We start from the raw sequence: 21,692 nt of genomic DNA on the forward strand, positions 1-21,692 counted from the left end.
TCACCTCCTTCCTAATAACTGCTTCGATCTATTTCGTCCATTTGCCGTCGGCTTACGTGCGGCTCGACGATACGTCCAACCACTTCGCCCTCCATGACTACCGATAGTCCTTTAAGCGACTCGATAGCAGATGCGAGGTTTGAAAGGTTCGTTTGCATTTGCGGACTATGGCCGCCGGCTGCTGAAGTTATTCGCGCCGTGTGTCCTGCATCGATGAGTCGGAATAGGTTCGCTTGCTGCGCTTCCGTTAAATACATTTCGTTTCTGAGCGCACGAATATCAACTTCGCGACTCATCGGACGATCGATAAACTTCGATGCCATTCCGCCTGAGTGAAGCTTGCCCGCTGGCTTACCAACGATTCCCCCAACATGATACTCGCCGACTGCGCGCCCACCTCCGCTGTGTACGCTAACGTCTTTGCCTCCGCCTCTATTTTGAACCGTAACAAATTCAGTTTTATTAAGCGTGATCTGCTTCGAGATGTCTTTCGCGAGTTCAGCGTTCATATTACGAGCTTCTCCGGTGATCTCTGCGACTTTAGCGCGTGCCGCTTCGAGCTTGGCGATTTCTTCTTCAATCTTTTGGACCGCACGTTTATACTCTTCACTCTTCTTCTGACCGGCTGACGTCGTGCTTATAAGCTTCTGCTTCGCCGCCTCTTGTTTTGCGATTTCTCTATCGATGACACTGACCGCTTGCTCGCGTTTGGCTTTAAGGCCAACTTGGCGCAGTTCTATATCAATTAGTTTTTTATCGACTTGGCCTAGTTTAGCTAGTTCTTTTTGGACCTCCGCTAGATTCGCTTTTTTACTCTGAAGAAGTTCCGTACTTTTAATCAATTCATTACGCATATGCTCTAGGCGTTGTTTCTCCGAGTTAAGAGTGACTAGATGTGATTGTGCCTGCGCCTCGTTCCCGCTTTTTTTAGCTTCCGCAATTCTCGATTCAATATCTTTAACTCTCGCTAGTTGTTCAGTAACGGCCTTTTCTTTCTCGACCCGCTGAGCCGCCGCTTCGTTAATATCTTTCTTTAACTGCGCCTCTTTCGCGAGGTTCCCTTCCATGTTCCGTTCGGCGATCGTCTGCTGTTTTTCGAGTTCCAAACGTAGTTCTTCGTATTTCTCCTTACTCAATGCCTTCATAGCTTCGGTATTCTTTGCGATTGCGTTACCCTGCGCAGAAAAAGCCGCTTCTGTTTCCGGCGACTTCTTGATGATTTGATCGTTTAGACGTAAAAATTCGTCGAACTCAGCGTTCGTCAGACCGGACTTTTTACGGAGTTCTTCTTGTTCCGCGTTGAGCTTCTTGATCGCTTTCGAGTCTTTTTCGTTGGCTAATTCGTCCTGTATATCTAGATAGCGCAATAACTCGTCGTTGCTCAACTGAATACGCGCTTTGAGGTCGTCGTACCCTTTGATCGTTTTGTTGATACCTTCGACTTCTTTTTGCTTCGCGTTTGCTGCTTCTAAGTTAACGGTGTTCATCGCTTTATAGCCGGCACTGACCCCGACTAATAAGCCGCCAAGTACCGAAAGGCCCGTTATGATCCATCCGGCCGGACCCATCGCTGCGAATAAGCCGCGCAATGCAAAGCCGAGTTTGACTGCCGAAGAAGCCGTCAGAGCGATCGCCGCCGACGTCCCTACCATCGCAAGACCTGTCGCTACGACGCTAGGGTTGACCTTACTGAATACTCCGACCAACTTCGTACCTTGATCGACGATTGACCGTATATGCGGTAAGAATTCGTTTCCGAGCTTAATGCCGACGCCTTCTAGTGCCGATTTAAGTTCTTCGAACGATCCCTTAAGGTTATCCATCTGCGTCTTTGCTACACGATCCGCCGTTCCGCCCGATTCTTCGAGTGCCTTCGTATATCTTCGAATCTCATCCGATCCAACCGCAAGCAACGAAACGAAGCCTGATGCCGCCTCCGTACCGACTAATGACGCAATAGCTGCAGTCTTTTCCGCCTGACCTAGATCGCCAAACTTCGAGTTTAAGTGATCGATAATGTCCGGCAACGACTTCATCTTACCATCGGCCGTTTCGACTTCGATTCCGTACCTCTGCATTACTTTGGCTGCGCGCCCTACTGGATTGGCAAGCCGCAACATGCCCGCTCTTAAAGCCGTACCTGCCATCGAACCTTGAATACCTGCGTCAGACATCTTCGCAACGGCGGCCGCTGTTTCTTCGAATGAAAATCCAAGCGCAGTAGATACCGGTGCTACGTATTTCATTGCGTCTCCGAGCTGTAATAAGTCCGTGTTGGCCGTCGTCATCGTTTTAACTAACACGTCAACTGCGTACGTTGAATCTTCCGACGCAATCCCAAAGCCGGTCATGATATTCGATACGATGTCTGCCGATGTTCCCATATCAACCGAAGCCGCAGCCGCCATGTTTAAAACGGCCGGCAGCGAGCCGACTTGATCTTTAACGCTGAATCCAGCCATCGCTAAGTATTGAAGGCCTTGCGCCGCTTCTGTCGCCGTGAATTTCGTCGTTTCACCGAGTTTCATCGCAATTTTCTGAAGGTCTTGGAAGTCCTGTCCGGTAGCGCCCGAAATCGACTGAACCTTCGACATTGCTTGCTCGAAGTCGGCTGCGGTCTTGACCGATACACCGATGCCTGCGACTACTGCGCCACCTACCGCTAGGGCTGCCGTTTGGATAAGTCCCATTTGTTTACTAAGCGACTGCGCCGAATTCCCCATCTGCTGCATTTGGTTCTCGGCCTGAGAGACGCCGGCACTAAATTGGCTTGATTCTAACGTTAAACGGGCGACGATTTCGCCTACTGTAGTACCCGACATTCGTTTTCCTCCTTTCTTCCGTTATTAAAAGAAGTTCCGCAATTGCTCGAACTTATCTCGGTCGAATTCGTTACGTTCTACATAACCGGCTTGTTTGCGAAGGTCTTTTAACATGCGTTGATAATCCGCGTCTTCCATAGCGCGCCCTTCAGTGCCGACGAGTGTCGATATCATAGAGAGCCGTTCAATTGCGTTAGACTTCGTCTTTGAACGTAGGAACTTCGGAATGTCGACCATGAAATAATCGTTTTCGATCTGTCGCTGAGTAACGCCCAGCAAGACCGCCGCGTCTATTAAGTAATCATCGATCGTGTACTCGCCTTCATCCGTTATTCTGTCGGTGCTTTCGGAAGAAGGCTTTTCAGGTTTTTTGCTACGGATTGCAGGCGGTTCTTCTCAACTACTGCGATTAGAAAATCGATTATTTCGTCAGTGCCGACGTTTTCGAGAATGTAATCTTCGTCAAGGCCGGAAAGAACCGCGACAATTTTAGCGACTTCATCCATCGCCAATTTAGCTGCGGCAACTAACGTAGAAGCGAAGTCTTCTTGTCCGCTGGTGCTTAAAACCGTAATAAATAAGTGCGGCAGACGATCGACCACCTCGAATAGCGCCTTCCATTTGACTGGCGTCAGCTTCGGAATTTGCACCGTTTTATCACCGAGTATAAGTTCGCTTGATACCTTTTTCGTTCCGATACCAAATAAGCTCATTGCGTAACCTCCTTTCAAAATAAAAAGACACCGCCGGTAAGCGATGCCTTCCGTTGTTATTCCGCCGTTTCGTCTCCCATAATAAATAGGTCGCCGTCGTTGTCCGTGTCCGGGTACGCTTTAAACGTCAGATTGGCGATACGCTCGTCGTCTGAGTTATACGTATACTCCGGATCTGACATAGCTCCCGCAAGTGGAATCGTGATGTAATCGTTTGGTGTAGTTCCGGTAGCCGTCGGCTTGATAACGAGCTTCTTGGCTGCTGCTAACATATCAAAGCCGGCTTTACCGGATACAACTAGCTTCATCTTCGCAGGGTCCGTACTATCTTTTACGAGTCGGCTATTCGGCATTGCTGCGGCTAGTCGCTCTAAGTCATGTAACGCGAACGGTACCGTCACTTCCGCATTACGGCCTTTCATCGTTGATTTAACCGGCGTGTCGCCATATTGATCAACCGTGGTATCTTGAATCGACGTTTCTGCCTTAAAGACGATGCCGCCTTTCGTGATATCAAACGTAACTAGCTCGGAACCTTCGCCAAACTCGACGATTGCCGGACCGATAGGAACGTTAATTCCTCTAATTCCTGCCGCCATCTATTTTCCTCCTTTTATATTTGCGCAAAATAAAAAGCGTCCCTAAGGACGCTCTACGCAATCGAAATTTAATGAATATATTGGACGATCGGATTCGTCGTCTCCTAAATACAATGGCGCCGAGTTATTGCAGCGCATCTGTACGATCGAGCTTTCGCCGATCTGCACTTCGGTCAAATTCGTAAGCGCATCGTATAATTCGAACGCTTTGTCTTCCGTGCCTGCGCCGTCTCTCGCTTCGCCCCGCACGAGTATTTGAAAGGACGGCCGCTTTAGTCCGGTGTACTTCGACGTCGGAAATCCACCCGTCAACTTAACCGAAATTGCGGCGCCTTTACTATCTACCGGAAATTTATTTACGTAATATTTCCCGTCGACTTTCGACTCAATGAAATCGATAAGCTCCCCCACCCGCATCAGCTCAACCCCCTATGGACTCCTTCCGCAATCCAGCGTACGTACTTCTCGGCGTTACCTTTCAACGGACGTTCAAGGTATTTGTTTCCGACTTCGTAGCCGTCGATGCCGCCTGCCGCTTGCGATGCCGGTCCAAGGTTGTAGTCCATTTCGTGGGTCCATATCGCATAGTTGAACCCACCTTCTACCGCTCGGAAAGAAACGTCCACGACCGCTTTGCCTTTCGCCAGCTTATAGTTCTTCTTGATACTCGCGCGTAAGGTTCCTTTGTCAATCGGCGCGATATTCTGCGCAATCCTGCCAAGATCGTCGCCGGAGTCACCTAGTGCCTGCGCAGCGCTTTCTAAGGCGCTTCGACTTGCGTTGTTAATGCCGGTAATGAAACTACTCGCATCAAACGTAAAACTCATAGATACACCTCCGTCAGTAACGCCTTACCGTCGATATGTCTCTTAACGTTGATTTCTTTCGGTCTCTTTTCCATCGTTTCTCCGAGTTCATTCGTATAAGAGATTACGTCGGTATAACGCACATCCGCCAGGCGATCTAATAGAATACGAGCCGATGCGACGGCTTCTTCGGATTTAACGACGCCATTGTTGCGCGCCTTGACTGCGGACGACCCTTCGTCGATACGGCATTTAAGCGTAAATTCGGCGCTGTCTGTGGTCGGATTTCCCCACCGGTCTAGCTCGTCAGATGGACGTTTTACCGTAATAGTTTGACGCATTGGAAACATCGCCATTTACAGCACCGTCCTTCTGATTCGCTTGCCGCCGAATTTGACGTCGTTTTCTTCTTCTATAGCTACGATCGATTCTTTCGGAATCAAGTCTTCGTCATCAACTCGTAAGGTATCCTTATAGTTAAACGAGCCGACTCCGGTTATCGAGAACGAGGAAATTCCGTGCTTGTTAAGTCGGTTTGTATCGTTGTACGCGATAGCCAATACGTTAACAAACTCGTAAACTGCTTTGTCGGGTATGATGTACTTAGAAAAGACGCGCGTCAAAGTCGAAGAGGCCCGATTCAATAACCGCTCCTTCTTCGCCTCGTCTGCGCCGGTCCAATCCTCGATGTCTACTAACATCGTATTGATATAATCGTTTGCACCTTCGACTGTAGCCACCATTCGCCTCACCTCCTGTTATTTTGCGGAGGATTTCTTGGCGGGCTTTTTAGCTGAAGCCGGCTTCGGTTTATCCTCCGTTTTCGGTTCGTCTACAGCAGTACAAACGGCGTCGACGAGTGCGGTTAGTACATCGATCTCTTCCGGATCTGTAGTCGTATAGACGCCGTCTGAGAACTTCCGAGGCGCACCGCCTACATAAAACGTTAATTCTTTATAGCGTGATTCAAACGTTGCCAAGTTCGCATTACCTCCGTTCTATCAAAAAAGTAAAGCCCGCGAGTGCGGGCCGTTATTACTTAGCGCCTTTGATACGTGCGTGAGCCGGTTCTTGTTGAAACTCTAGCGTGTACTCACCGACGATCATTCCTTGGAAGTAGTCGCCTTTTTTGCCGAGATACTCGTGGCTCATATCGCGAGTCTGTAAAGGACGGATTGCGATACGGTTTTTATCAACGATAAGCACTTCGTCAGCCGCCAAGTTGTCGTTGATAGATACCGGGAACTCGCCGAAGTCAGTCGTCAAGAAGTTAACAACAGTTCCACGGCTTGCTTCGCCCTGGTTAAGTCTGACTAACGTCTTATCGAATTTAGAGATTACGCGTTTTTGTTTCGCGGGCACGATGATTTCGTATTGACCGCCGGACTTGAAGCCGCCTTTAGAGTAGATCGCCTGCACAGCGTCATTGATAGCTTCTAATGAAAGCTCTTGACCCGCAAGATCAGTAACGTTAGTTTTAATGAAGCTGCGGATACCGTCCATCTGACGTACCAAGCCGTTCTCATAACGAATGCCGCCGATGAACGCTTTTTCCATTTGAAGCGCTAGTTCAAGCTGTTTCTTTTGCTTTTCATACTCGTACATATCCGCGATGCCGTAATTGGCAACAGCCGCAGCCGTACCCGAAATTTCTACAGTTTCGTCAAAGATTTGCGTAATGTTCGATACGCGCTTACGTGGCTTGTAGCGACCTTGTCTAGCGTCAGCGCCTTCCGAACCTTCTACGAATTGAACTTCGACTTTCTCATTCGCAGTAACAGCAGCCGCAGTAGTGTTAGCATAGCCTCGAACGACCGTTAACTCCTTAGCTGACTTATTTACCGCAGTAACAAGCGCTAGTTCTTCCCCAAGTTTAATAACGTGTCCATTACGGAACGGCTCAACGGAAGATACTTTTAGGACGGTCGCATCTGCTGCTGCATCGTCAGTGACGTTACCTTCATACGCAAACATTTCGTCCTCGAACCATTGGTGCTCAGTTTGCGTTACTGGATTAGAAAAGCCGAGCATCGCAAGCAACGGAGTTTGATGTGGATTTAAAAGAAGTAATTCGTCTTGTACCGATTCTGTTTTACCAATCAAATCATTAGAGAAAATCTGTGACATAAAAATATGTCCCCCTTTTTTGTTTGTATTAAAAAAGACCCCTAATTAAAGGAGTCTCATTTTCTTAACTGTCTTTTTAATTGAGCAACCGCAGCGCGATCTTCTGTACGACCGCTTTTACGTGCTTTTTCCTCGGCTTCTTTAATAAGCTGATCCGGCGTTTTGTCGATCTTATCCGTCCCCGAATTCGTACTTTGACCGATAGGTTTCGGCTTCTGCGCAATAAGAAACGGCTTTTCTTCAACTAGCGCCTTTACTATGTCATCGACTCCGACAACTTTTCCGTCTTCTACCGAAACGCCACTTAAATCAGCCAAGCGCAAGGCATCGTCAATATACGCGATACTTTCCGACGTTGCCGCCTTGATGAATGCGTTCGTAATCTTTTCTTGTTCGCTTGCCTTTTTAAGTTCCTCGATCTGCTGCGTAAGTGATTGCTCAACTTCCGACTTTGCTTCGAGTTCCTTTTTGATGCGGTCTAGTTCCGTTAGCTCTGCATCTGCCTTTTCTTGCTCCGCTTTTTCGTACGCGCTCAGCTTCTCTTTTAGCTCGCCGTAATCTGCGTATTTAGATTCCGTACGGCTAATGCGTTTGGTAATCATCGCGTCTAGTTCTTCTTGCGTAAGCTCAATTTTCTTCGGCTGATCATCGCCGTTTGGTTGCTCCGTCACTTGCTCATCGACTTGACCTCCGCCTGCTTGACCATCTGCGTCAAATAACGGCATAAATCGTTTTACAAACATATCGTCCTCCAACCGTTTTAAGGCCGTCGCCTATTAGTTAAAACAGCCGTTTAGTTTAACGTCTTAACGTTCGGACAATAAATCCTCGCTTCTGATCGGCGAATATACGTGCTTGCATCGCGGATGAAATATTTCGCCCGTCGCCTGCAATTCGTCGTAAGTTAAATAAGGACCCGGTGCATCTAGCGTAAGTTTCATGATTTCGCCCTCGTGAAATCGGCAGTAATCCGAAGCCCCATGTGATGATATTTGCGCATACAAAACGCCGCGAATAACGGCTTCATTGCTCGTTGCTTCGCGGTATGTCTGCATCATTTTCGTTCGAGTCACCATGTCGGCGTATACTTCCGGTTTCCAGCGACGTCCTTTTGCGTCGACGATTCCGGTCACGACGGATTCTTTGAGCCGCTTTTTGATATCGTCCCTGATCGTCCGTCGTCCGTTTGTACCCGCCGCCATGTTGTATTTAATAGAATCGGAAACGGCACGTCTAACCGCGGCTTTTGTTTTCCGGTCTACGTTCTGCGTGACCGCTAGAAGATCCGCTTGTGTATCCGCAATAGCAGCCGCGACCATTGCTTCGTTTAGCTCGTTGAACTTTACGATAAGAGCCGCTTGCTCTAGCGATTCAGCGACCTTAAGCGCAACTAGCGTATTAATTACGCCATCGTTTGCGGCTATAGGTACGTTTTCACTAACCCACCGCGCCGATTTCCTATCAAGGTCGGCTAAAATACTGCTGATCGACTGAAGCGTAGCGAGCGCATTGGCTCGTCGGAAGTTCGTAATATCAACGCGATCGAGCTCGGCGAGAATGTCTTTGATGGCGGAACGATAATAGCCGGCAAGCTGCTTCGTTTGATAATCGTAGTTAGGTGCCGGTACTTTTGCCATTACTCATCGTCCTCAGGTTCCGGCGGCGCTTCCGGCTCATTAAAGATCGACGCATCTACGAAGCCATTTGCGGATGTTTCGTCTTCTTCAATGCGGCGCATGATTTCGTCCGCCTTTTCATCATCGACGTCATCCATCGCTTTAATTGCGTCCCGAACGTCAAGTGTCGGCTTGCCCGCCGTTCTAATCTCCATGATCTCAGCAAGCTCTTTTTCATTCCGCGGAATACCATCGTTCCAAATAGCCCGCGGGTAAACGGCTTCGTCAATCTTGATTCGTTTGACCGCCTTCTCTAAAAGCATGCACGTCCAAAGCGCATCTCGGACCGCTTTGTCGTAGTGCGCTCGTATTCGCTTAACTTTTGATAGAATCGGCATGAACCGCGCTTTAATCGCGGCACCGTCGGTATGAGACGTTCCGGTTCCGCCGGAGTTATCGCCCGACATCGTAGTTCCGAAAAGCCACTGTGGCGTTTCCGACATCATGAATACGGTACTCAAAAGAACGTCTAATTCTTTAAAGGCCGCATCTAATTGCGCCTGCCACACCATATATCCAGGCGTCGGATCGTCTTTTGATACTGGAATATAAGCTCCACCGAAGCGAACGGTATCTCCATCGTCTTGAATCTCCGGACCATACGCTGTAGGGTCGCTGTGTTTCCATAGAATGTAGTCGATCTGCACTAAACGGTCGTTAATCGCAGCAAAGGTCGTCTCTAACTTCTCTAAGCCACCGATGCCAAAGAACTCGTCGTCAATCGACTTATACGGAACATGAAATACCGGAATATGCGGCAAATGAGTTTCTTCTATATCTTCTTCGCGACCTGTCGGCAGTTGTTCGCCAATGGTATATACGGATAAAGACATGCCAGTTGAGGTATCAACCCCGTTTTCGTACAAACGATATCGCGAGTAAAGGATATAACCTGGTACATGACGTTCGACGTTTAAAAACGGAATCTCCGTCTTCTCCGTCTCAACCCATTCAACTTGCGCAATATTGACCGCTTTTAACTTCTTAACGTTTCCGACACTAAACTCCGGAAAGACTGCGCCAGCGCTAACGTGTTCAATGATCGCTTCCATCTCGGCATCTGCCGGCACCGGTAAGCCGAGTTTCTCCACTTCCGTATAGTCTTGACGGTATCCGTAGCGCACCTTAAACCACGAATCGCCACGGAAGCCGTTCGCCGTTGCGCTTTCGTGAAGAAGCTGATTAATATCGTTCTCTTCTACGTAGCGATTGAGCGCTTTTTGTTCTTCGCTGTCATCGGGTAGGCCGCTTTCGAACTGAACCGGTTCTCCTACGAGAAGATCAGCCGGTTTCGTTACGAGAATGTCGGCAAGATTGACCGCGATATATAGCTTCTTTAATTGCTCGGCTTGCGGCGAATCCTTCAGAACGTCAGTCGCACGCTCATAGACGTCTCGTTGCTTTCCTTCGAATAGCTTTTTCATACGCCGATATTTTGCCAGACGCTCGATTGAGTCAGCCGGAGGAAATTGCGCGCCAGGTCGGATGATGCTATACGTTTTAGTATGCGATCCGTCGTCGGGTTCATGGTTGCGGTGCTTAAATAAGTCCGTAAAACCCATCGCTTATTCCTCCTTCAAAAGATCGTCTAATTCGTTAGTTAAGGCGTTTATATCCTCGATTGTTTGATTATCCGATGTGTTGTCGGTGATAATCTGTCTATCCGCTAACTTACCGATTAATTTCGTGTAAATTTCGATAGCCTTCATCGAAGGTTGTTTCCCTCGTATTGAGCGCATTAACTGACCGTAGACTTCCGCTTGGTGACTCGCTAACATCTCGTCAGCTAATAGACCCATATATTCGATGAACACGGGGTCCTGTGTTCGCCAACGATATAATCCCATACGCGACATCCCTAGTTCTTCGGCTAGTTCCGCTTGCGTTTTCTTCGCGCCGTCTTCCGGCATTATTTCATTCGTGGCACATGCAAGGGCCGCTTTCCTTTTTTCATACGATAGCTTTGCTTCTAGTTTCTTTTTTAACGACATTTAACGTCCTCCTTCCGTTACATATACTTAGGCTTCGATTGAAGCAATGTCTTAGCTCGTTTACTGACACTCACCGCCATTTCTAACGCATCAGGTAAATCATCGTGCCAGTTCGAACCATAGCGCTCAAACTGTTCGAGTAAAAGCGCCTGACTGCGATGGAATTCGATTTCCCCTTTTTCAATCTGCGGCATAAGGGCTTCTATGCGAAGTGCTTTCCGAGAACGTTGATTGATCTTGGAAACGCGTGTAGTTGCCGGATACCCTTTTAACGCTAATTCACGTTTTATAGCGTCAACGAACCATTCTTGTGCGTTTTGAGACTCCGCAGCGATACGATCCGGCTGATACTCCATAACTTTCTCGACAATTACCTTGAGAAATTTGTCAGGATGAAGTCGTTCTCCGTAAGCGTCGATGACGTGTATTTTTCCAGTCTTTTTATGCTTTGCTATCGTAACAATCGCGGAAAAGTCGCCTTTCTCTTTCCCCATCGCAAAGTCAATTCCCATATAAATAGAGAATTCTTTATGGCTAAGTCTGAAATCCGTCCAATACGAAAAGGACTCCGGTTTAAATATCTGCGAATCCTCATCGATTGGGTTATTCATAAACTCGGTATTGAAAGCCTTTGTGCCGATATTGACCTTTTCGATCATCAGCGCAGCTATAGGAAATCGTCCAGGCCACAAAACCTCGGCGCCTTCGTCCATTTCCGCTTTGTGTTCTTTGTAGAATCGCATTGCAGCGCGGGCATTTGGCGTAGACATCGTGTCTTCTGATTCCGCCTGCATCATTTCTTCGACTTCTTCATCGCTTGGTACGTATTCTTTGTAAATACGTTCGAACTCCGCCCACAAATCGGTTCTATTCGGCGGTTTGATGATCGCCGGAAAACTATTCTTAATAAAATCGCGACGTTCGTTCAATACGTAGTTCAGCAAACTATCGAAGTGTACAAGTGTTCCCATGAAAATAAACGCAGTTTTCGTAGGATCACCCGCAGGCATAAGGTCTTGGTTAAGCCAATCCTTAGCCTTCTGACGCAGTTCAGGCGTATTGTTCGAGTCAAGCGACTCCAAGTCGTCCAATAGAATTAAATCCGGCCGCTGAGAACCATTACGGAAACCACGGATCTGTGTTCCGAGCGACGTCGCTTCCATTTTGATGCCGGTCGTTGTAATAAAAGCCGTTTCGGAATCCTTTTCGTTGCGCGTTTTCTGCTCGTACAGGACTTCGCCAAAGTCTTCGCGTAGCTTTTGGTTGTATTTAAGCTGACCGGCGACCCATTTAATGAACTTGATCGATCCGGCGTTCGTTTCCGAGATAATCAAGATCATACGCCGCTTTTTATAGACGATCTCATGCACCGGAAACGCGTTCGATAGGTAAGCCGACTTTGCGTGCCCCCTCGACGCAGCCCATGCGATACGGGCCGTTTTATTACGGTTCGATACCGAGTCGAGGATAGACGATAGTTTCCGGTGAAAGTCCGGCGCATCGTCCATATCTACTGCGGTCGTCGGTACGAGATTATCCGGATTGCCCGGGTTCCGTGCCTCCGAAAAGTATTCGTAAAAGAAATACAGCATATCGGTCTCGGCGCGGTGGACCCGTTTTAGCTTTATTAGTTCGTCGCGATCCTTCCGCATAAGATCGACGTGATATTCGGTATGCTTGCCCGCTTGAATAATATCGCGTAGTTTTTTCAGCCGCTCCGTTACGGCCTCTATCCGCGCTTGCCGTTCTTCACGTTCTGAAAACTTGCCGTTAATAAACGCCAAATTACCGCCTCCTTCCCGTATATTTTCCGTTGACTCACCGAATTTGATATCGTATAATGAATATAACTTAAAAATAATTAAAGTACATTGGAGTGAAGACGTATGGCTAACGAAGTGAACCCGATCAAAAGTAAACGCGATTTCAATAAACTAAAAAACGCCCTCAAACCGGGGCGCGACCGTCTGTTATTGCAACTAGGTACGGCTTTTGGACTTCGTATTTCCGATTTACTTTCGCTAAAGGTCGGCGATCTTCGCGGCCAAACGTCTCTTAAAATAACCGAAGCCAAACGCAAGAAAACGCGTGTCATTACGTTCTCGGCATCCGTCAAAAAGCTCGTCAATGAACTCGAAGGCACTGACGATGACTACGTATTCGCAAGCCGCAAGGGCGCCAAGCCGATCAGTCGCGTTCAGGCCTACCGCATTCTAAACGAAGCCGCCGAGCGCGCTGAAATCGCTAAAAAGATCGGCAACATCGGTACTCATACACTTAGAAAAACGTTCGGCTACCGTTTGTATGAAATGAATATCGCGGTCGACCGGATCATGGCGATTCTTGGTCATTCTTCCGAAAAAGATACGCTGAAATATATTGGAATCACAGCCGACGAGATTTCGGTCGCATACGAGAGCATCGCAATTTAAGTCGTGGTGCTTTTTTATTCCGGAGGATCTTCGTAGACTCGGTCGCCCCCTTCGGCTGTGTCCAATAGAGCCCTCAATGCTTTCCCGACTTCATAACCGTTAGCTATCGTCTTCTCACCGAGACATTCAGTTATGTCCCGAAACTCAGCCAGCGCCTTTGTGGCTGCCTTCGCTTCGCGCTGAACCGCTTTAAGGCCTTTGATAGCCTCCGAAACATCTACGTCTACCTTTACGTTTAAATTGCCGACTGATTCGCGTTTGTTTTCCGCCATTCACGTCATCCCCTTTGTCCGTTTTCTTGCTGCGCATTTGAACGCAAGCACAAAAAGACCTCCGGCGCTGACCGGAAGCCTCGTTCTGATTGCGTCTATTCGTTTACCTTTTCGTATGTCTCCTCGAAAATCTCCTTTTCAACCGGATAGCGCTCGCCACGAACTCCGGTGACGATGTAATGCTTACCGACTTCAACCTCGTACCATCCTTCGAGGGTTTTGATCGCCGGCTTGTTATTCGCCTTAGGTATCGGTCCGCTTTTCGGATAAAACCCGATCAATTTGTCCGAAAACACCTGATAACTAGCGTAGCCATCTTCCATACCGCTCTCAAAAAGAACCGCTTCGACTACGACAGGCTTTTTGCGATACTTCGTCATATATCCGTCCTCCTTAAAAATCACACGAAATCAGCGCTTTTCACCGTCTGCCCTTACGAATACCCCAGTCGGCTACCGAAACGTCTAATTTCGTGCATTTTACGTGTTAAAATCGTTATGCTAGTCCGTATCGTTCCCGCAATACTTTCATATCGGCGGTTATTTCCGCTTTGAGTGCATCGATTGATTCCGTCTCTGAGCCGTCCGTAAGCCGTAGGTGCTTCAGCGCCTCAATTTTCGTTCTTAACGCGCTGTTCGTGATCGCAGTCGGGTAGTGCGTACCACAGACGATACAGTCAAAGTATGTTTCGACGACGCCTTTTCGTATGGCCCGTTCTTTTAATACGATGGCGGTGCGTTGATTGCATGCGTCGCAGGTGGAGAAAGTAGGTAGCGTGGTCATGGCCGGTCGCCTCCAACGTATCTGAAAAAGAAGACGCCTTCTTCATCCGGAAGCAACGGTATTTCTTGTGGAGTACTGTCGGAGCTTTTCGCGACTAGACGGTAATTAGCAAGAGCTGACGTCGCACCGAACGGAATAGTGTACGGATCTCTTACAAGTATGTAATCGGTCAGCTCCGTTAGATCGTCCGAATTTTCAATACCGAGTAGTTCTCGAACTCTATCGCTCGTCTCTTTCGTCAAATAGCCGTCTTCAATAAACTTGATACAGCCGTTGATTTCTTCGTTCATGATAACGCCCTCCTTGTCGTTTTTTTTTCGTCGTCCACTACTCGGCAGGACCTCTCCGTTTTGAAATTCACCTAACACCCCGAGTTTAAAAAATTGTGCGCAAGTTCTGTTCGTCAGATCCGGCGGTTTTGGACGGGGCGCTTGGGGGCGGGCGGCTTTCGTTTATTTTTCGCGATTATTATTGAATAACGCATTCATAACGTTGCATAACGAAAGTAACAAAAAGACTTTCTGTTACATTCGCGTTCATGACAAACGTTGATGTGTCGCAGTTGGCAGCCGTTCGACCAACGCAACGAAACGTATTAACTTTATGCATCGTACCAGCCCTGCCATGCCGCCATTCGTGCGGGCTACCTATGCCGGCCGTCATGCATACGATCGTGCATAAACGGATGAGCTTCGGCTTTCAACCCCCTGAGTTTTCGGAGACCTCGTCCGCCAGCGCTGTCTGCTTGGTTACGGATGTCTTCGCCTGTCTCTAGCCGTCACCCTATCGTCCGCCTTCGTACTATATTATATACACCGTCTGTGCCTGCCGTTACATAGCGGCTGTATGACGGTACCCTAATCGCTGCTCACCGTCTGCTTACCGTTAGTATGTTACGGTGCGTTACGTCTCTCTATAACGTAAGACAGCATATCCGTATGTTACACAAGTATATCTACGCAGTCCTTAACGATTAGCGACCGGTTATATGTCCGTCCTATTAACGTTATCCTTTTCGTATGTATTTAAGTACAGCGCCCTCGGCTCCGCCTCGTCCGCAAATAATAAGCCGCCGTCCTTCTATATGTATTCTATTGCGTTATCTGCGGAACGGAGTGACGCTAGGTCTTCCCTAAGAATAAGACAACGTTAACGCCTAAAAACGGCTGTATCCCACGTGGCTCTAAGCGTCAAGGCGATTTTGACGTGTTCTGTTTTCGCCACACTGAAAGGCTGTTTTGTTCTGTTTTCGCCACACTGAAACGTCGGCTCCCCGTTTTTAGACGCAAAAAAAAGAGACGCTCGCCTTGAACGTCCCTACTTTTCGTCGCTACCGTCCTCTATTTCGAACAGATCTTCGTACTTCCATCCGCCTGCTTTCATAAGCGCAACGACCTGCCAATCTTCGTGGCGCCCATTCGAATCGAACCGCGAGATAGAACCCTGTGGAACGCCCGATGCTTCCGACAGCCTTGTTTGCGTCCATCCATCAGCCTTCATAAGTTCCTTCAGACGCGGCCTTACGTTTATGCGCTTGCCCATCCGCATCACCTCCGTATTTATATAAGTAATTATACGATATCGGATATTATTTCGCAATATCCGTTGACATACGTTATACGATATCGTATAATAAAGGTACAGAAAGGAGGTGCACACGATTGATTGAACTAGCTACTAAAATATCCGTCTTGCTTGCGTCGTGGTTGGCGATCATCAAAACCGCGATGGAAATCAAGGCAATGAAAAAGCGACGGTCTCCCTCCAAGAAGAAACGTCGCAAGTAAACGGACGGGGCGATAAGCCCCGGTTCAATCAATTATACCACACATGCGCAAAATTAATACGCTTGATACGTTGCTCATCGTCGTATTGATCGCCTGGATTGCGTTCACGGATTACGCTAAATGGCAGCCGATTGACTGCGCAGCCGTTGCAACGCTAATCATTTTCGGCTTTACGGTCGCCTTAAAATCGCTAATGAAATAAGACGTCAAGCAGCCGTCCCTACCTACGCCCTAAGACGCTAATTAGACGGCGCTGACGTACTAAAAACGAGGAGGAATCGTTGAATATGATCGAGTATAACTGCCCGGACTGTTCATTTGCCCGGCTAGACGTAGAAATCGAAACGGCCGCTAAATGTCCGAATTGCGGTGGCCTTCTAAATATCGAGGAGGAGATCGCCTAGTGGACGTAAAATTGACGGCTTTAGGCGATACACAAGCGGCAGCCGATCCGCTACAGCGCGCCGCCGAACTATTTAAAAGAGAACGCGACGATGCACCTGCCGGCTTTGACTTCGGCTTTAGACTCGCTCTGATCGCGTTCGGATACGATATAAAACTCGAAGGAGATGTTGAATAATGAAACGTTTTATTACGATAACAATCGCGGTGATTCTAATGGCTCTCGGATTAACAACGCCAGCAAGCGCGGCATCGATTACGGTTAAGGTTGACGCTCCATACTACACGCCTAAAGCGACGTCAGTGGACGTTGTGGCATCGAAAAGCAGCGGTAGCCGTGTATATTACACGATGACTTTGCAGCAACAGTATACAGACGGATGGAAGTCGAAGCAATCGTTGAGCGGCGAATTCGTTAAAAGTACGCCGACCAAACGATTCTACACAGCGGCCATGACAAACGGCCAATACCGGATTAAATTGACGGCTTATAGCAACGCAGGCAAGACGAAGAAAATCGGCACTTACTACTCGAAAGACTTCGCAGTGACGAGGTGGTAGGCGCCTAAAATACGAAGGAGGACGACGATATGAAATTCCGCAGATTCTTGTACGGATGGGCACGTTTCTTAGGCGACGTGAACGCGGTGAAAAAGAACGACGTAGGCGGCCGTATCATGCGACGCAGCGTCGGAAGGGCTTTCGGAAGATTGTTTAAATAAGCGTGGAGATACGTTATAATACGAAGGTTGTGAGGTGAAAGACGTGAATAGACCGCAGCCAGGCGATTATGACGTATCTGTCGTTTATGATGTTCGCGAGATGCCCGACGTTAAGAGCGGCAGGTGCGATAATTGCGATACGTCGAAGTTTAACAGTTCGATTAAAGGCGGAGTTTTCCTCCGTAAATGTTCGAAGTGCGGAATGACTAAGCGAATATAACGCAAAAATAAAGACGCCCTCGGAGGCGTCCTTTTTCGTTTATTTAGACGCAGAACCGCCCGGCTTTACTTCGCCTGTCTTAGTGATCGCTTTGAGCATTCGGCTCACCTCCCGCTCTCATAGGATACCACTTTAAATCACTCAAAAACGAAATTATACAACCACGTACTTCGTTAGGTTCCAAAAAATCCATTTCATTTTGCAGGACAAACTCATCAAGATCCACCATCGCTATAAATTTTTCCTGATCAGTTATTTTGCTAAAATCGAGGGAACATATTTGAGTTAGGCCTTTTTCTATCAACCAATCTAAGAATAAGACATCTCCTGAGTTCTTATCCGTTATTTTAGCCGCTCGAATTAGATCATAAATATCACCGCGGTCATCTACCGACAAATATTGGACTAAAGCCTCTCTATGCAATGACAACACTCGATCTAGGGCGGATTGAGCCGCTGTCTTTTCTGAATATGGAATCATACCGAACCATTCTCTAATATTCATACTATCAACCTCCGTTTTATCGCGCTTTCTTAGCGTGGTCATCGAATAACTTTCGTACAGCCACCGTCCATTCCGTTTTAAAGCCCTCAGGCTGACGGAACATCAAATCCGGGTGCACTAAATAACGTACCTCGTTGCGGGTTCCGGTGACTAATACGGCTCCCACGCCTTGCAGCCGTCCCATTATTTTCGAAACGGTCGATGAGTCATGTCCGATTAATTCGGCGAGCGTTTCACGTCCGATGTAGTCGATGTCCGCCTTTCCTGCGTTAGGATCTGCGCAAAGGTAATACTCGCTATAATGAAAGAACGGAATGATCTTGTATAGCATGCCGATTTCGTTCAGGCGCAGGTTAGCGATGGTCTGACGAGCCTTAACCGTATACACTTTCGTAAATACTTCGTTTTTGATGCGGCCACCCATCGTATGAAAACGGCTGCTGACGTAAATGCCGTCGTCTTTCAGTTCGATCAGGCCGAGTTCAGCCAACCGACCGACCAACGCATTAGCATTCGAGCGGCTACGGTCAAGCAAACGCGCTATATCCGACTTATTCATCGGGTCTCCGGCCGCACCTTTTACGAGCTTGCCGTCGCTTTTGATACGTAGCTGAAGCATGATTTTAACCATTGCGCCAGCTTCCGTAAGTGATAGGTCGCGAATAATAGCGCTAAGCGTGTCGTTGTAAGATACGATGTAATTGCGTCCATGATGAAACCGTTTCTTTGGCGCTAGGGTCGCTCGCAGCCTTGCCTTTTCAAGTTCTTCCGGCGTTCTAATGACGGCTTTTATGGCGTCCGGAACAAATACGCCGAGTTCTCCGTCCTCATTTACTACGCGATCATACTTCATCATACCGCCCCTTTCGTATTTATCGCAAAACAAAAGACGCCTATTGAGCGTCTGACCTTACCGTTTTGATGCCGGTTGCTATATTTACGGTGAATTGTCCGCTAGACTTTCCGTTGACGAAATCGTTGTATCGTTTGCGAGCCATTTTATTACGTGCTTTTGCGTGACGGTCCGTGAATAGATTATCGTATGGCGATCGCGTTCGTCGTTTCGGTACACCGTGATTGGTGCCGGTGATATCGTATTCTTCGGCCATCTTGTCGGACGCTTCGCCGGTCTTGCGTGTCTTTTCCATACGTTCGGACATGATCGGATATTCTTCGGCCGACATTTTATTGCGGCGTGTATCCGACAGTTCTTCGTATAAAATTAAGTCGGACAGACGTTCCAACGCGTTTGATGGTGGCGTGTCGTCGTATTTCGCGATCAAGGCGCTAATTGCTGCGATACGTTCTTCGCGCTCTAAGGCGCCGGATTTTGTGCGTTCGTATAGAGCCGTAATGGCTTCGTGCAGTTCTTCCTTCGTCAATTAGGCGTCCTCCTTTACCATAAAACTAATTCACTTTTGATGATATCTACTGTGTCGCGATTAAAGCCTCCTATAATAAACATAAATAAAATGATAGGCCAAGAAGCTGGATGTAGAGCACGCAGTTTAATATCGTAACGCATCTTACCTCGAAATGGGCTGTAGCACTCAATCAGTTTTATGCTACCGACAATGTATAGAATCGTTGTAATAAGAGGTTGCCCCTCTAAGCATTCCGATTTAGTTTCGTGTTTCATTCCGACGCCTCCTCCGTATATGCGTTCAGTAAAATCGACAATACTCTCGGCGAGATTCTCGGATGGTTCATAGTGTCGTAGCACCACCGTAAGTAATCTCGTAATTGATCGATTTCTTTCTTCGTTAATTCATCCGGCATCAAACCGCCCCTTTCGTAGTTCCGTAGCCTTCGCCATGTGACGCCCAATAATAGTAGATATCGACGATCTTATTTACCGCAGCATTAATCGCATAGTCAACGGCTTGCTGCGTAATACCTAGCGCCGAGCCCGCCTGTGTTTGCGATAGGTCATCGAAATAGACTAAACGTAGGGCCTCGTATTGCTTTCCGGTCAGTGCCGCCAATTCGATGGCACGGACTAAGTCGATTAGAATATCGCAAGCAGCCGTATCCCCTAAGAAGCGCCGCTGTCTGAGCGTTGTATAATCGGCTAGAAGCGCCTTGACGCCGTCAGGTCCGTCGAGTTTGTATTGCGTATCATATCGTAAATGCTGGTCGGGCTTGTTCGTCGATGCGCCCAATAATATCGCCTCCTTCGTTTGCTTTCCGCCTATAAATCGTCTATAATCGTCTTATAATATAAGCGAGGTGTGTCCGTATGGCATTAGAATGGATTTCCGCGGTAAATGATACCGCATATATTTCGTTAGATAAGCAAGGCCGCATATACGTTAATTCGGCCGCTAGGTCTTTGATCGGCCTACCGACTAATGCGCCGTTTCAGCTTACGATCGGTTATGACACAACCGAATCGTGCTTAGTCGTTGCAAAACCGGAAAAGGTAAAGACGGACGCGCAGCCGTTTAAATTCGATAAACGCGCATACAGCAAGGCGGCTCGACGTGTTCTAGAAGGTTCCGGTATTGAAGAACGCGAATTGCCGTTACGATTCTATTTAATCGGCGACGGCGAGGCGTCTAAACAGCCGCATCTAGCCTACCCGAAAGGTACCTACGCGTTCTCTTTGAGCTGATCGGCCATAATTTCGTCTAACCGCGCGTATAGATCGCCAAGCGTGCCGTCATTTACAATCTCATAATCGACTTCGAATCCGTCAAGCGCGGTTTCTGTCGGATGGTCTAAGTCAGCCGGCTTGAATTTGTCGCCACGCCGTTTGGCACGCTCGATACGTAGTTCATCCGGTGCAGTAATACGGAGTACCTTAAAACCTTCCGCCTTGGCTCGTTCATACTCCGCAGGCTTCCGAATGTCTGTGATCAATATGCGGCTATCTCGGCAGCATCGCAGTTTCTCGTGTGCTTTTATGCGGCGGAACAGATAATCGACCCATACGTCTTTTGCGCCAGGCACGTCTAATTCGGTAATGCCGTTAATGAAATCACGCATAGGCTGGCGCTGTTTGGCGTCTCCGCGCAGTTCCGGAAACAGTTCGTAGAAGAGCGCCTTACCTTTTGCGGAAAATGTGAACGGAAAGAATTCGTACATTGCGACAAGATAATCGACAGCCACGTCTTTGCCGGCGCCTAGCTTACCCGTGATTGCGAGTTTCATAGGCCGGCCCTCGATAGACTTACGATTATCTGCGCAAGTTCATCCGTAGTAATCGCCAAGGATTTCGGGTCGTCTGCCGCCACCTTTGCGAGCTGTTCGCCGAGACGGACTTTATCTTCGTGAAGGGCGTTGATTTCCGCTTGGTGACGTGCTGCAGTACGTTTTAATTCCGCCACCTCTACGCCTAAGTCGGCAAGGACGTTGATGACGTCGGATTCTTTCGGTTCCTCTTCCTCGCGATCATCGGTGACTGGCGTTAGTTTGTACGTTTCGCCTCCACCGGAAATAATAGGAACATGCGACGCAGTCCACGGCTCGATATTGACAGGATTCCCGCCGATTTCCATAGTGAATTTAATCGCGTCCTTTTCCGGATCTTCTAAACGGTAGCGCTCGCCGTCAATGTGAACGATGTCGGTCGGTTCGAGTACGTGGTATTCACTGCGTACGATTACGCCGTCTTCGTTATAATCAGGATCTGAAACGGCCTTATCGCTTTCTACAGCTCCCCCAACTTCGCCCCATAGACGGTCCACAGTAAACACGTCGCCTTCGGAATAAACATCTCTATCACTGGGCTTTTCCACAATTACGATCTTTTCGCCGACCTCTGCGTTTCTATCCACCGCAACATATTCGCGATCAACACCGAGCTTTTCGTCCTTTAGTACGTGTATCATGT

At 48.1% G+C, this 21,692-nt stretch carries 34 protein-coding genes; 8 read left to right on the top strand and 26 right to left on the bottom strand.

The window, feature by feature from the left end; genetic code table 11:
- Positions 1 to 11: 11 nt before the first annotated feature.
- The 14 genes from N521_RS01985 to terL form a co-directional block, all read right to left on the bottom strand.
- Positions 12 to 2,822 carry a phage tail tape measure protein gene (locus N521_RS01985; RefSeq protein WP_081832162.1) on the bottom strand — a complete coding sequence of 937 codons (2,811 nt, stop codon included), beginning with the start codon at positions 2,820 to 2,822 and terminating at the stop codon, positions 12 to 14.
- A 329-nt stretch (positions 2,823 to 3,151) separates the two neighbouring features.
- Positions 3,152 to 3,535: a hypothetical protein gene (locus tag N521_RS01995; protein ID WP_035389491.1), complete on the bottom strand. Its 384-nt coding sequence runs from the start codon at positions 3,533 to 3,535 to the stop codon at positions 3,152 to 3,154.
- 56 nt (positions 3,536 to 3,591) lie between these two features.
- The gene (locus N521_RS02000; protein ID WP_035389492.1) at positions 3,592 to 4,134 is read right to left on the bottom strand and encodes a hypothetical protein; all 543 of its coding nucleotides are present in this window, start codon (positions 4,132 to 4,134) and stop codon (positions 3,592 to 3,594) included.
- Between the two features lie 42 nt (positions 4,135 to 4,176).
- A complete protein-coding gene (locus tag N521_RS02005; RefSeq protein WP_035389493.1) occupies positions 4,177 to 4,551 on the bottom strand; it encodes a minor capsid protein in 375 nt (124 codons plus the stop codon).
- Positions 4,551 to 4,961 (bottom strand): hypothetical protein, encoded by a 411-nt coding sequence (locus tag N521_RS02010; protein ID WP_035389495.1) that lies wholly within the window; start codon positions 4,959 to 4,961, stop codon positions 4,551 to 4,553. Before N521_RS02010 ends, N521_RS02005 begins: the two co-directional genes overlap by 1 nt.
- Positions 4,958 to 5,296 carry a hypothetical protein gene (locus N521_RS02015; RefSeq protein WP_035389497.1) on the bottom strand — a complete coding sequence of 113 codons (339 nt, stop codon included), beginning with the start codon at positions 5,294 to 5,296 and terminating at the stop codon, positions 4,958 to 4,960. The genes N521_RS02010 and N521_RS02015 overlap by 4 nt, the downstream gene beginning before the upstream one ends.
- Positions 5,297 to 5,683 carry a hypothetical protein gene (locus N521_RS02020; RefSeq protein WP_035389499.1) on the bottom strand — a complete coding sequence of 129 codons (387 nt, stop codon included), beginning with the start codon at positions 5,681 to 5,683 and terminating at the stop codon, positions 5,297 to 5,299. It lies immediately after the preceding gene.
- A gap of 15 nt (positions 5,684 to 5,698) precedes the next feature.
- Positions 5,699 to 5,920: a hypothetical protein gene (locus N521_RS02025; protein ID WP_035389501.1), complete on the bottom strand. Its 222-nt coding sequence runs from the start codon at positions 5,918 to 5,920 to the stop codon at positions 5,699 to 5,701.
- A gap of 55 nt (positions 5,921 to 5,975) precedes the next feature.
- On the bottom strand, positions 5,976 to 7,067 hold the full coding sequence (locus N521_RS02030; protein WP_035389503.1) for an SU10 major capsid protein: 1,092 nt from the start codon (positions 7,065 to 7,067) through the stop codon (positions 5,976 to 5,978).
- A 56-nt stretch (positions 7,068 to 7,123) separates the two neighbouring features.
- A complete protein-coding gene (locus N521_RS02035) occupies positions 7,124 to 7,822 on the bottom strand; it encodes a phage scaffolding protein (RefSeq protein ID WP_197025607.1) in 699 nt (232 codons plus the stop codon).
- 51 nt (positions 7,823 to 7,873) lie between these two features.
- Entirely contained in the window at positions 7,874 to 8,704 is an 831-nt protein-coding gene (locus tag N521_RS02040) for a phage minor capsid protein (protein ID WP_035389507.1), read from the bottom strand.
- Complete coding sequence (locus N521_RS02045) at positions 8,704 to 10,305, bottom strand: phage portal protein (protein WP_035389509.1); 1,602 nt, start codon at positions 10,303 to 10,305, stop codon at positions 8,704 to 8,706. The genes N521_RS02040 and N521_RS02045 overlap by 1 nt, the downstream gene beginning before the upstream one ends.
- 3 nt (positions 10,306 to 10,308) lie before the next feature.
- On the bottom strand, positions 10,309 to 10,734 hold the full coding sequence (locus N521_RS02050; RefSeq protein ID WP_035389511.1) for a phBC6A51 family helix-turn-helix protein: 426 nt from the start codon (positions 10,732 to 10,734) through the stop codon (positions 10,309 to 10,311).
- Positions 10,735 to 10,751: 17 nt separating this feature from the next.
- Positions 10,752 to 12,518 carry a phage terminase large subunit gene (gene terL / locus N521_RS02055; RefSeq protein WP_035389513.1) on the bottom strand — a complete coding sequence of 589 codons (1,767 nt, stop codon included), beginning with the start codon at positions 12,516 to 12,518 and terminating at the stop codon, positions 10,752 to 10,754.
- Between the two features lie 102 nt (positions 12,519 to 12,620).
- On the opposite strand from terL, the gene N521_RS02060 reads away from it, so the two are divergent.
- Positions 12,621 to 13,166 carry a tyrosine-type recombinase/integrase gene (locus N521_RS02060; RefSeq protein ID WP_035389514.1) on the top strand — a complete coding sequence of 182 codons (546 nt, stop codon included), beginning with the start codon at positions 12,621 to 12,623 and terminating at the stop codon, positions 13,164 to 13,166.
- A gap of 14 nt (positions 13,167 to 13,180) precedes the next feature.
- Here the strand turns inward: N521_RS02060 and N521_RS02065 are convergent, their stop codons facing one another.
- The 5 genes from N521_RS02065 to N521_RS02085 all read right to left on the bottom strand — a co-directional run bounded on the left by N521_RS02065 (position 13,181) and on the right by N521_RS02085 (position 15,763).
- On the bottom strand, positions 13,181 to 13,438 hold the full coding sequence (locus N521_RS02065; RefSeq protein ID WP_035389516.1) for a hypothetical protein: 258 nt from the start codon (positions 13,436 to 13,438) through the stop codon (positions 13,181 to 13,183).
- Positions 13,439 to 13,533: 95 nt separating this feature from the next.
- Positions 13,534 to 13,818, bottom strand: coding sequence for a hypothetical protein (locus N521_RS02070; protein WP_035389518.1), 285 nt, complete (start codon positions 13,816 to 13,818; stop codon positions 13,534 to 13,536).
- 115 nt (positions 13,819 to 13,933) lie between these two features.
- Entirely contained in the window at positions 13,934 to 14,221 is a 288-nt protein-coding gene (locus N521_RS02075) for a hypothetical protein (protein ID WP_035389520.1), read from the bottom strand.
- The gene (locus N521_RS02080) at positions 14,218 to 14,511 is read right to left on the bottom strand and encodes a hypothetical protein (RefSeq protein ID WP_035389522.1); all 294 of its coding nucleotides are present in this window, start codon (positions 14,509 to 14,511) and stop codon (positions 14,218 to 14,220) included. The genes N521_RS02075 and N521_RS02080 overlap by 4 nt, the downstream gene beginning before the upstream one ends.
- A gap of 1,027 nt (positions 14,512 to 15,538) precedes the next feature.
- On the bottom strand, positions 15,539 to 15,763 hold the full coding sequence (locus tag N521_RS02085) for a helix-turn-helix domain-containing protein (RefSeq protein ID WP_035389524.1): 225 nt from the start codon (positions 15,761 to 15,763) through the stop codon (positions 15,539 to 15,541).
- Between the two features lie 119 nt (positions 15,764 to 15,882).
- Here N521_RS02085 and N521_RS19845 point away from each other — a divergent pair, with 119 nt between their 5' ends.
- The 6 genes from N521_RS19845 to N521_RS19755 all read left to right on the top strand — a co-directional run bounded on the left by N521_RS19845 (position 15,883) and on the right by N521_RS19755 (position 17,352).
- Positions 15,883 to 16,008: a hypothetical protein gene (locus tag N521_RS19845; protein WP_254965504.1), complete on the top strand. Its 126-nt coding sequence runs from the start codon at positions 15,883 to 15,885 to the stop codon at positions 16,006 to 16,008.
- 43 nt (positions 16,009 to 16,051) lie between these two features.
- Positions 16,052 to 16,210 carry a hypothetical protein gene (locus N521_RS19520; RefSeq protein WP_155924082.1) on the top strand — a complete coding sequence of 53 codons (159 nt, stop codon included), beginning with the start codon at positions 16,052 to 16,054 and terminating at the stop codon, positions 16,208 to 16,210.
- 201 nt (positions 16,211 to 16,411) lie between these two features.
- Positions 16,412 to 16,588, top strand: coding sequence for a hypothetical protein (locus N521_RS19525; RefSeq protein ID WP_155924083.1), 177 nt, complete (start codon positions 16,412 to 16,414; stop codon positions 16,586 to 16,588).
- 38 nt (positions 16,589 to 16,626) lie between these two features.
- The gene (locus N521_RS02090; RefSeq protein WP_155924084.1) at positions 16,627 to 16,971 is read left to right on the top strand and encodes a hypothetical protein; all 345 of its coding nucleotides are present in this window, start codon (positions 16,627 to 16,629) and stop codon (positions 16,969 to 16,971) included.
- 29 nt (positions 16,972 to 17,000) lie between these two features.
- On the top strand, positions 17,001 to 17,132 hold the full coding sequence (locus N521_RS19850) for a hypothetical protein (RefSeq protein ID WP_035389526.1): 132 nt from the start codon (positions 17,001 to 17,003) through the stop codon (positions 17,130 to 17,132).
- Between the two features lie 43 nt (positions 17,133 to 17,175).
- Positions 17,176 to 17,352: a DUF8096 family protein gene (locus N521_RS19755; RefSeq protein ID WP_428828982.1), complete on the top strand. Its 177-nt coding sequence runs from the start codon at positions 17,176 to 17,178 to the stop codon at positions 17,350 to 17,352.
- A gap of 79 nt (positions 17,353 to 17,431) precedes the next feature.
- On the opposite strand, the gene N521_RS02100 is transcribed toward N521_RS19755, so the two are convergent.
- From N521_RS02100 to N521_RS02120, 5 genes are all read right to left on the bottom strand, one after another.
- Positions 17,432 to 17,857 carry a hypothetical protein gene (locus tag N521_RS02100; protein ID WP_051632356.1) on the bottom strand — a complete coding sequence of 142 codons (426 nt, stop codon included), beginning with the start codon at positions 17,855 to 17,857 and terminating at the stop codon, positions 17,432 to 17,434.
- Positions 17,858 to 17,873: 16 nt separating this feature from the next.
- A complete protein-coding gene (locus tag N521_RS02105) occupies positions 17,874 to 18,710 on the bottom strand; it encodes a MarR family transcriptional regulator (protein WP_051632357.1) in 837 nt (278 codons plus the stop codon).
- A 40-nt stretch (positions 18,711 to 18,750) separates the two neighbouring features.
- Positions 18,751 to 19,239: a hypothetical protein gene (locus N521_RS02110; protein ID WP_035389530.1), complete on the bottom strand. Its 489-nt coding sequence runs from the start codon at positions 19,237 to 19,239 to the stop codon at positions 18,751 to 18,753.
- Between the two features lie 14 nt (positions 19,240 to 19,253).
- On the bottom strand, positions 19,254 to 19,496 hold the full coding sequence (locus N521_RS02115; protein WP_035389532.1) for a hypothetical protein: 243 nt from the start codon (positions 19,494 to 19,496) through the stop codon (positions 19,254 to 19,256).
- 139 nt (positions 19,497 to 19,635) lie between these two features.
- Positions 19,636 to 20,019 carry a sigma factor-like helix-turn-helix DNA-binding protein gene (locus N521_RS02120; RefSeq protein WP_081832164.1) on the bottom strand — a complete coding sequence of 128 codons (384 nt, stop codon included), beginning with the start codon at positions 20,017 to 20,019 and terminating at the stop codon, positions 19,636 to 19,638.
- A gap of 77 nt (positions 20,020 to 20,096) precedes the next feature.
- Between N521_RS02120 and N521_RS02125 the strand changes: the two genes are divergently transcribed.
- A complete protein-coding gene (locus tag N521_RS02125; RefSeq protein WP_035389536.1) occupies positions 20,097 to 20,471 on the top strand; it encodes a hypothetical protein in 375 nt (124 codons plus the stop codon).
- Here the strand turns inward: N521_RS02125 and N521_RS02130 are convergent.
- Together N521_RS02130 and N521_RS18940 are read right to left on the bottom strand one after the other, a co-directional pair.
- Positions 20,450 to 21,010 carry a nucleoside/nucleotide kinase family protein gene (locus N521_RS02130; protein WP_035389538.1) on the bottom strand — a complete coding sequence of 187 codons (561 nt, stop codon included), beginning with the start codon at positions 21,008 to 21,010 and terminating at the stop codon, positions 20,450 to 20,452. The two genes, N521_RS02125 and N521_RS02130, sit on opposite strands and share 22 nt — an antisense overlap.
- On the bottom strand, positions 21,007 to 21,690 hold the full coding sequence (locus N521_RS18940; protein WP_051632358.1) for a hypothetical protein: 684 nt from the start codon (positions 21,688 to 21,690) through the stop codon (positions 21,007 to 21,009). The genes N521_RS02130 and N521_RS18940 overlap by 4 nt, the downstream gene beginning before the upstream one ends.
- Positions 21,691 to 21,692: the final 2 nt, after the last annotated feature.

This window comes from Bacillus sp. UNC125MFCrub1.1 (genome assembly GCF_000701305.1).
In the GTDB taxonomy this organism is placed as follows: domain Bacteria; phylum Bacillota; class Bacilli; order Bacillales; family Bacillaceae; genus Bacillus; species Bacillus altitudinis.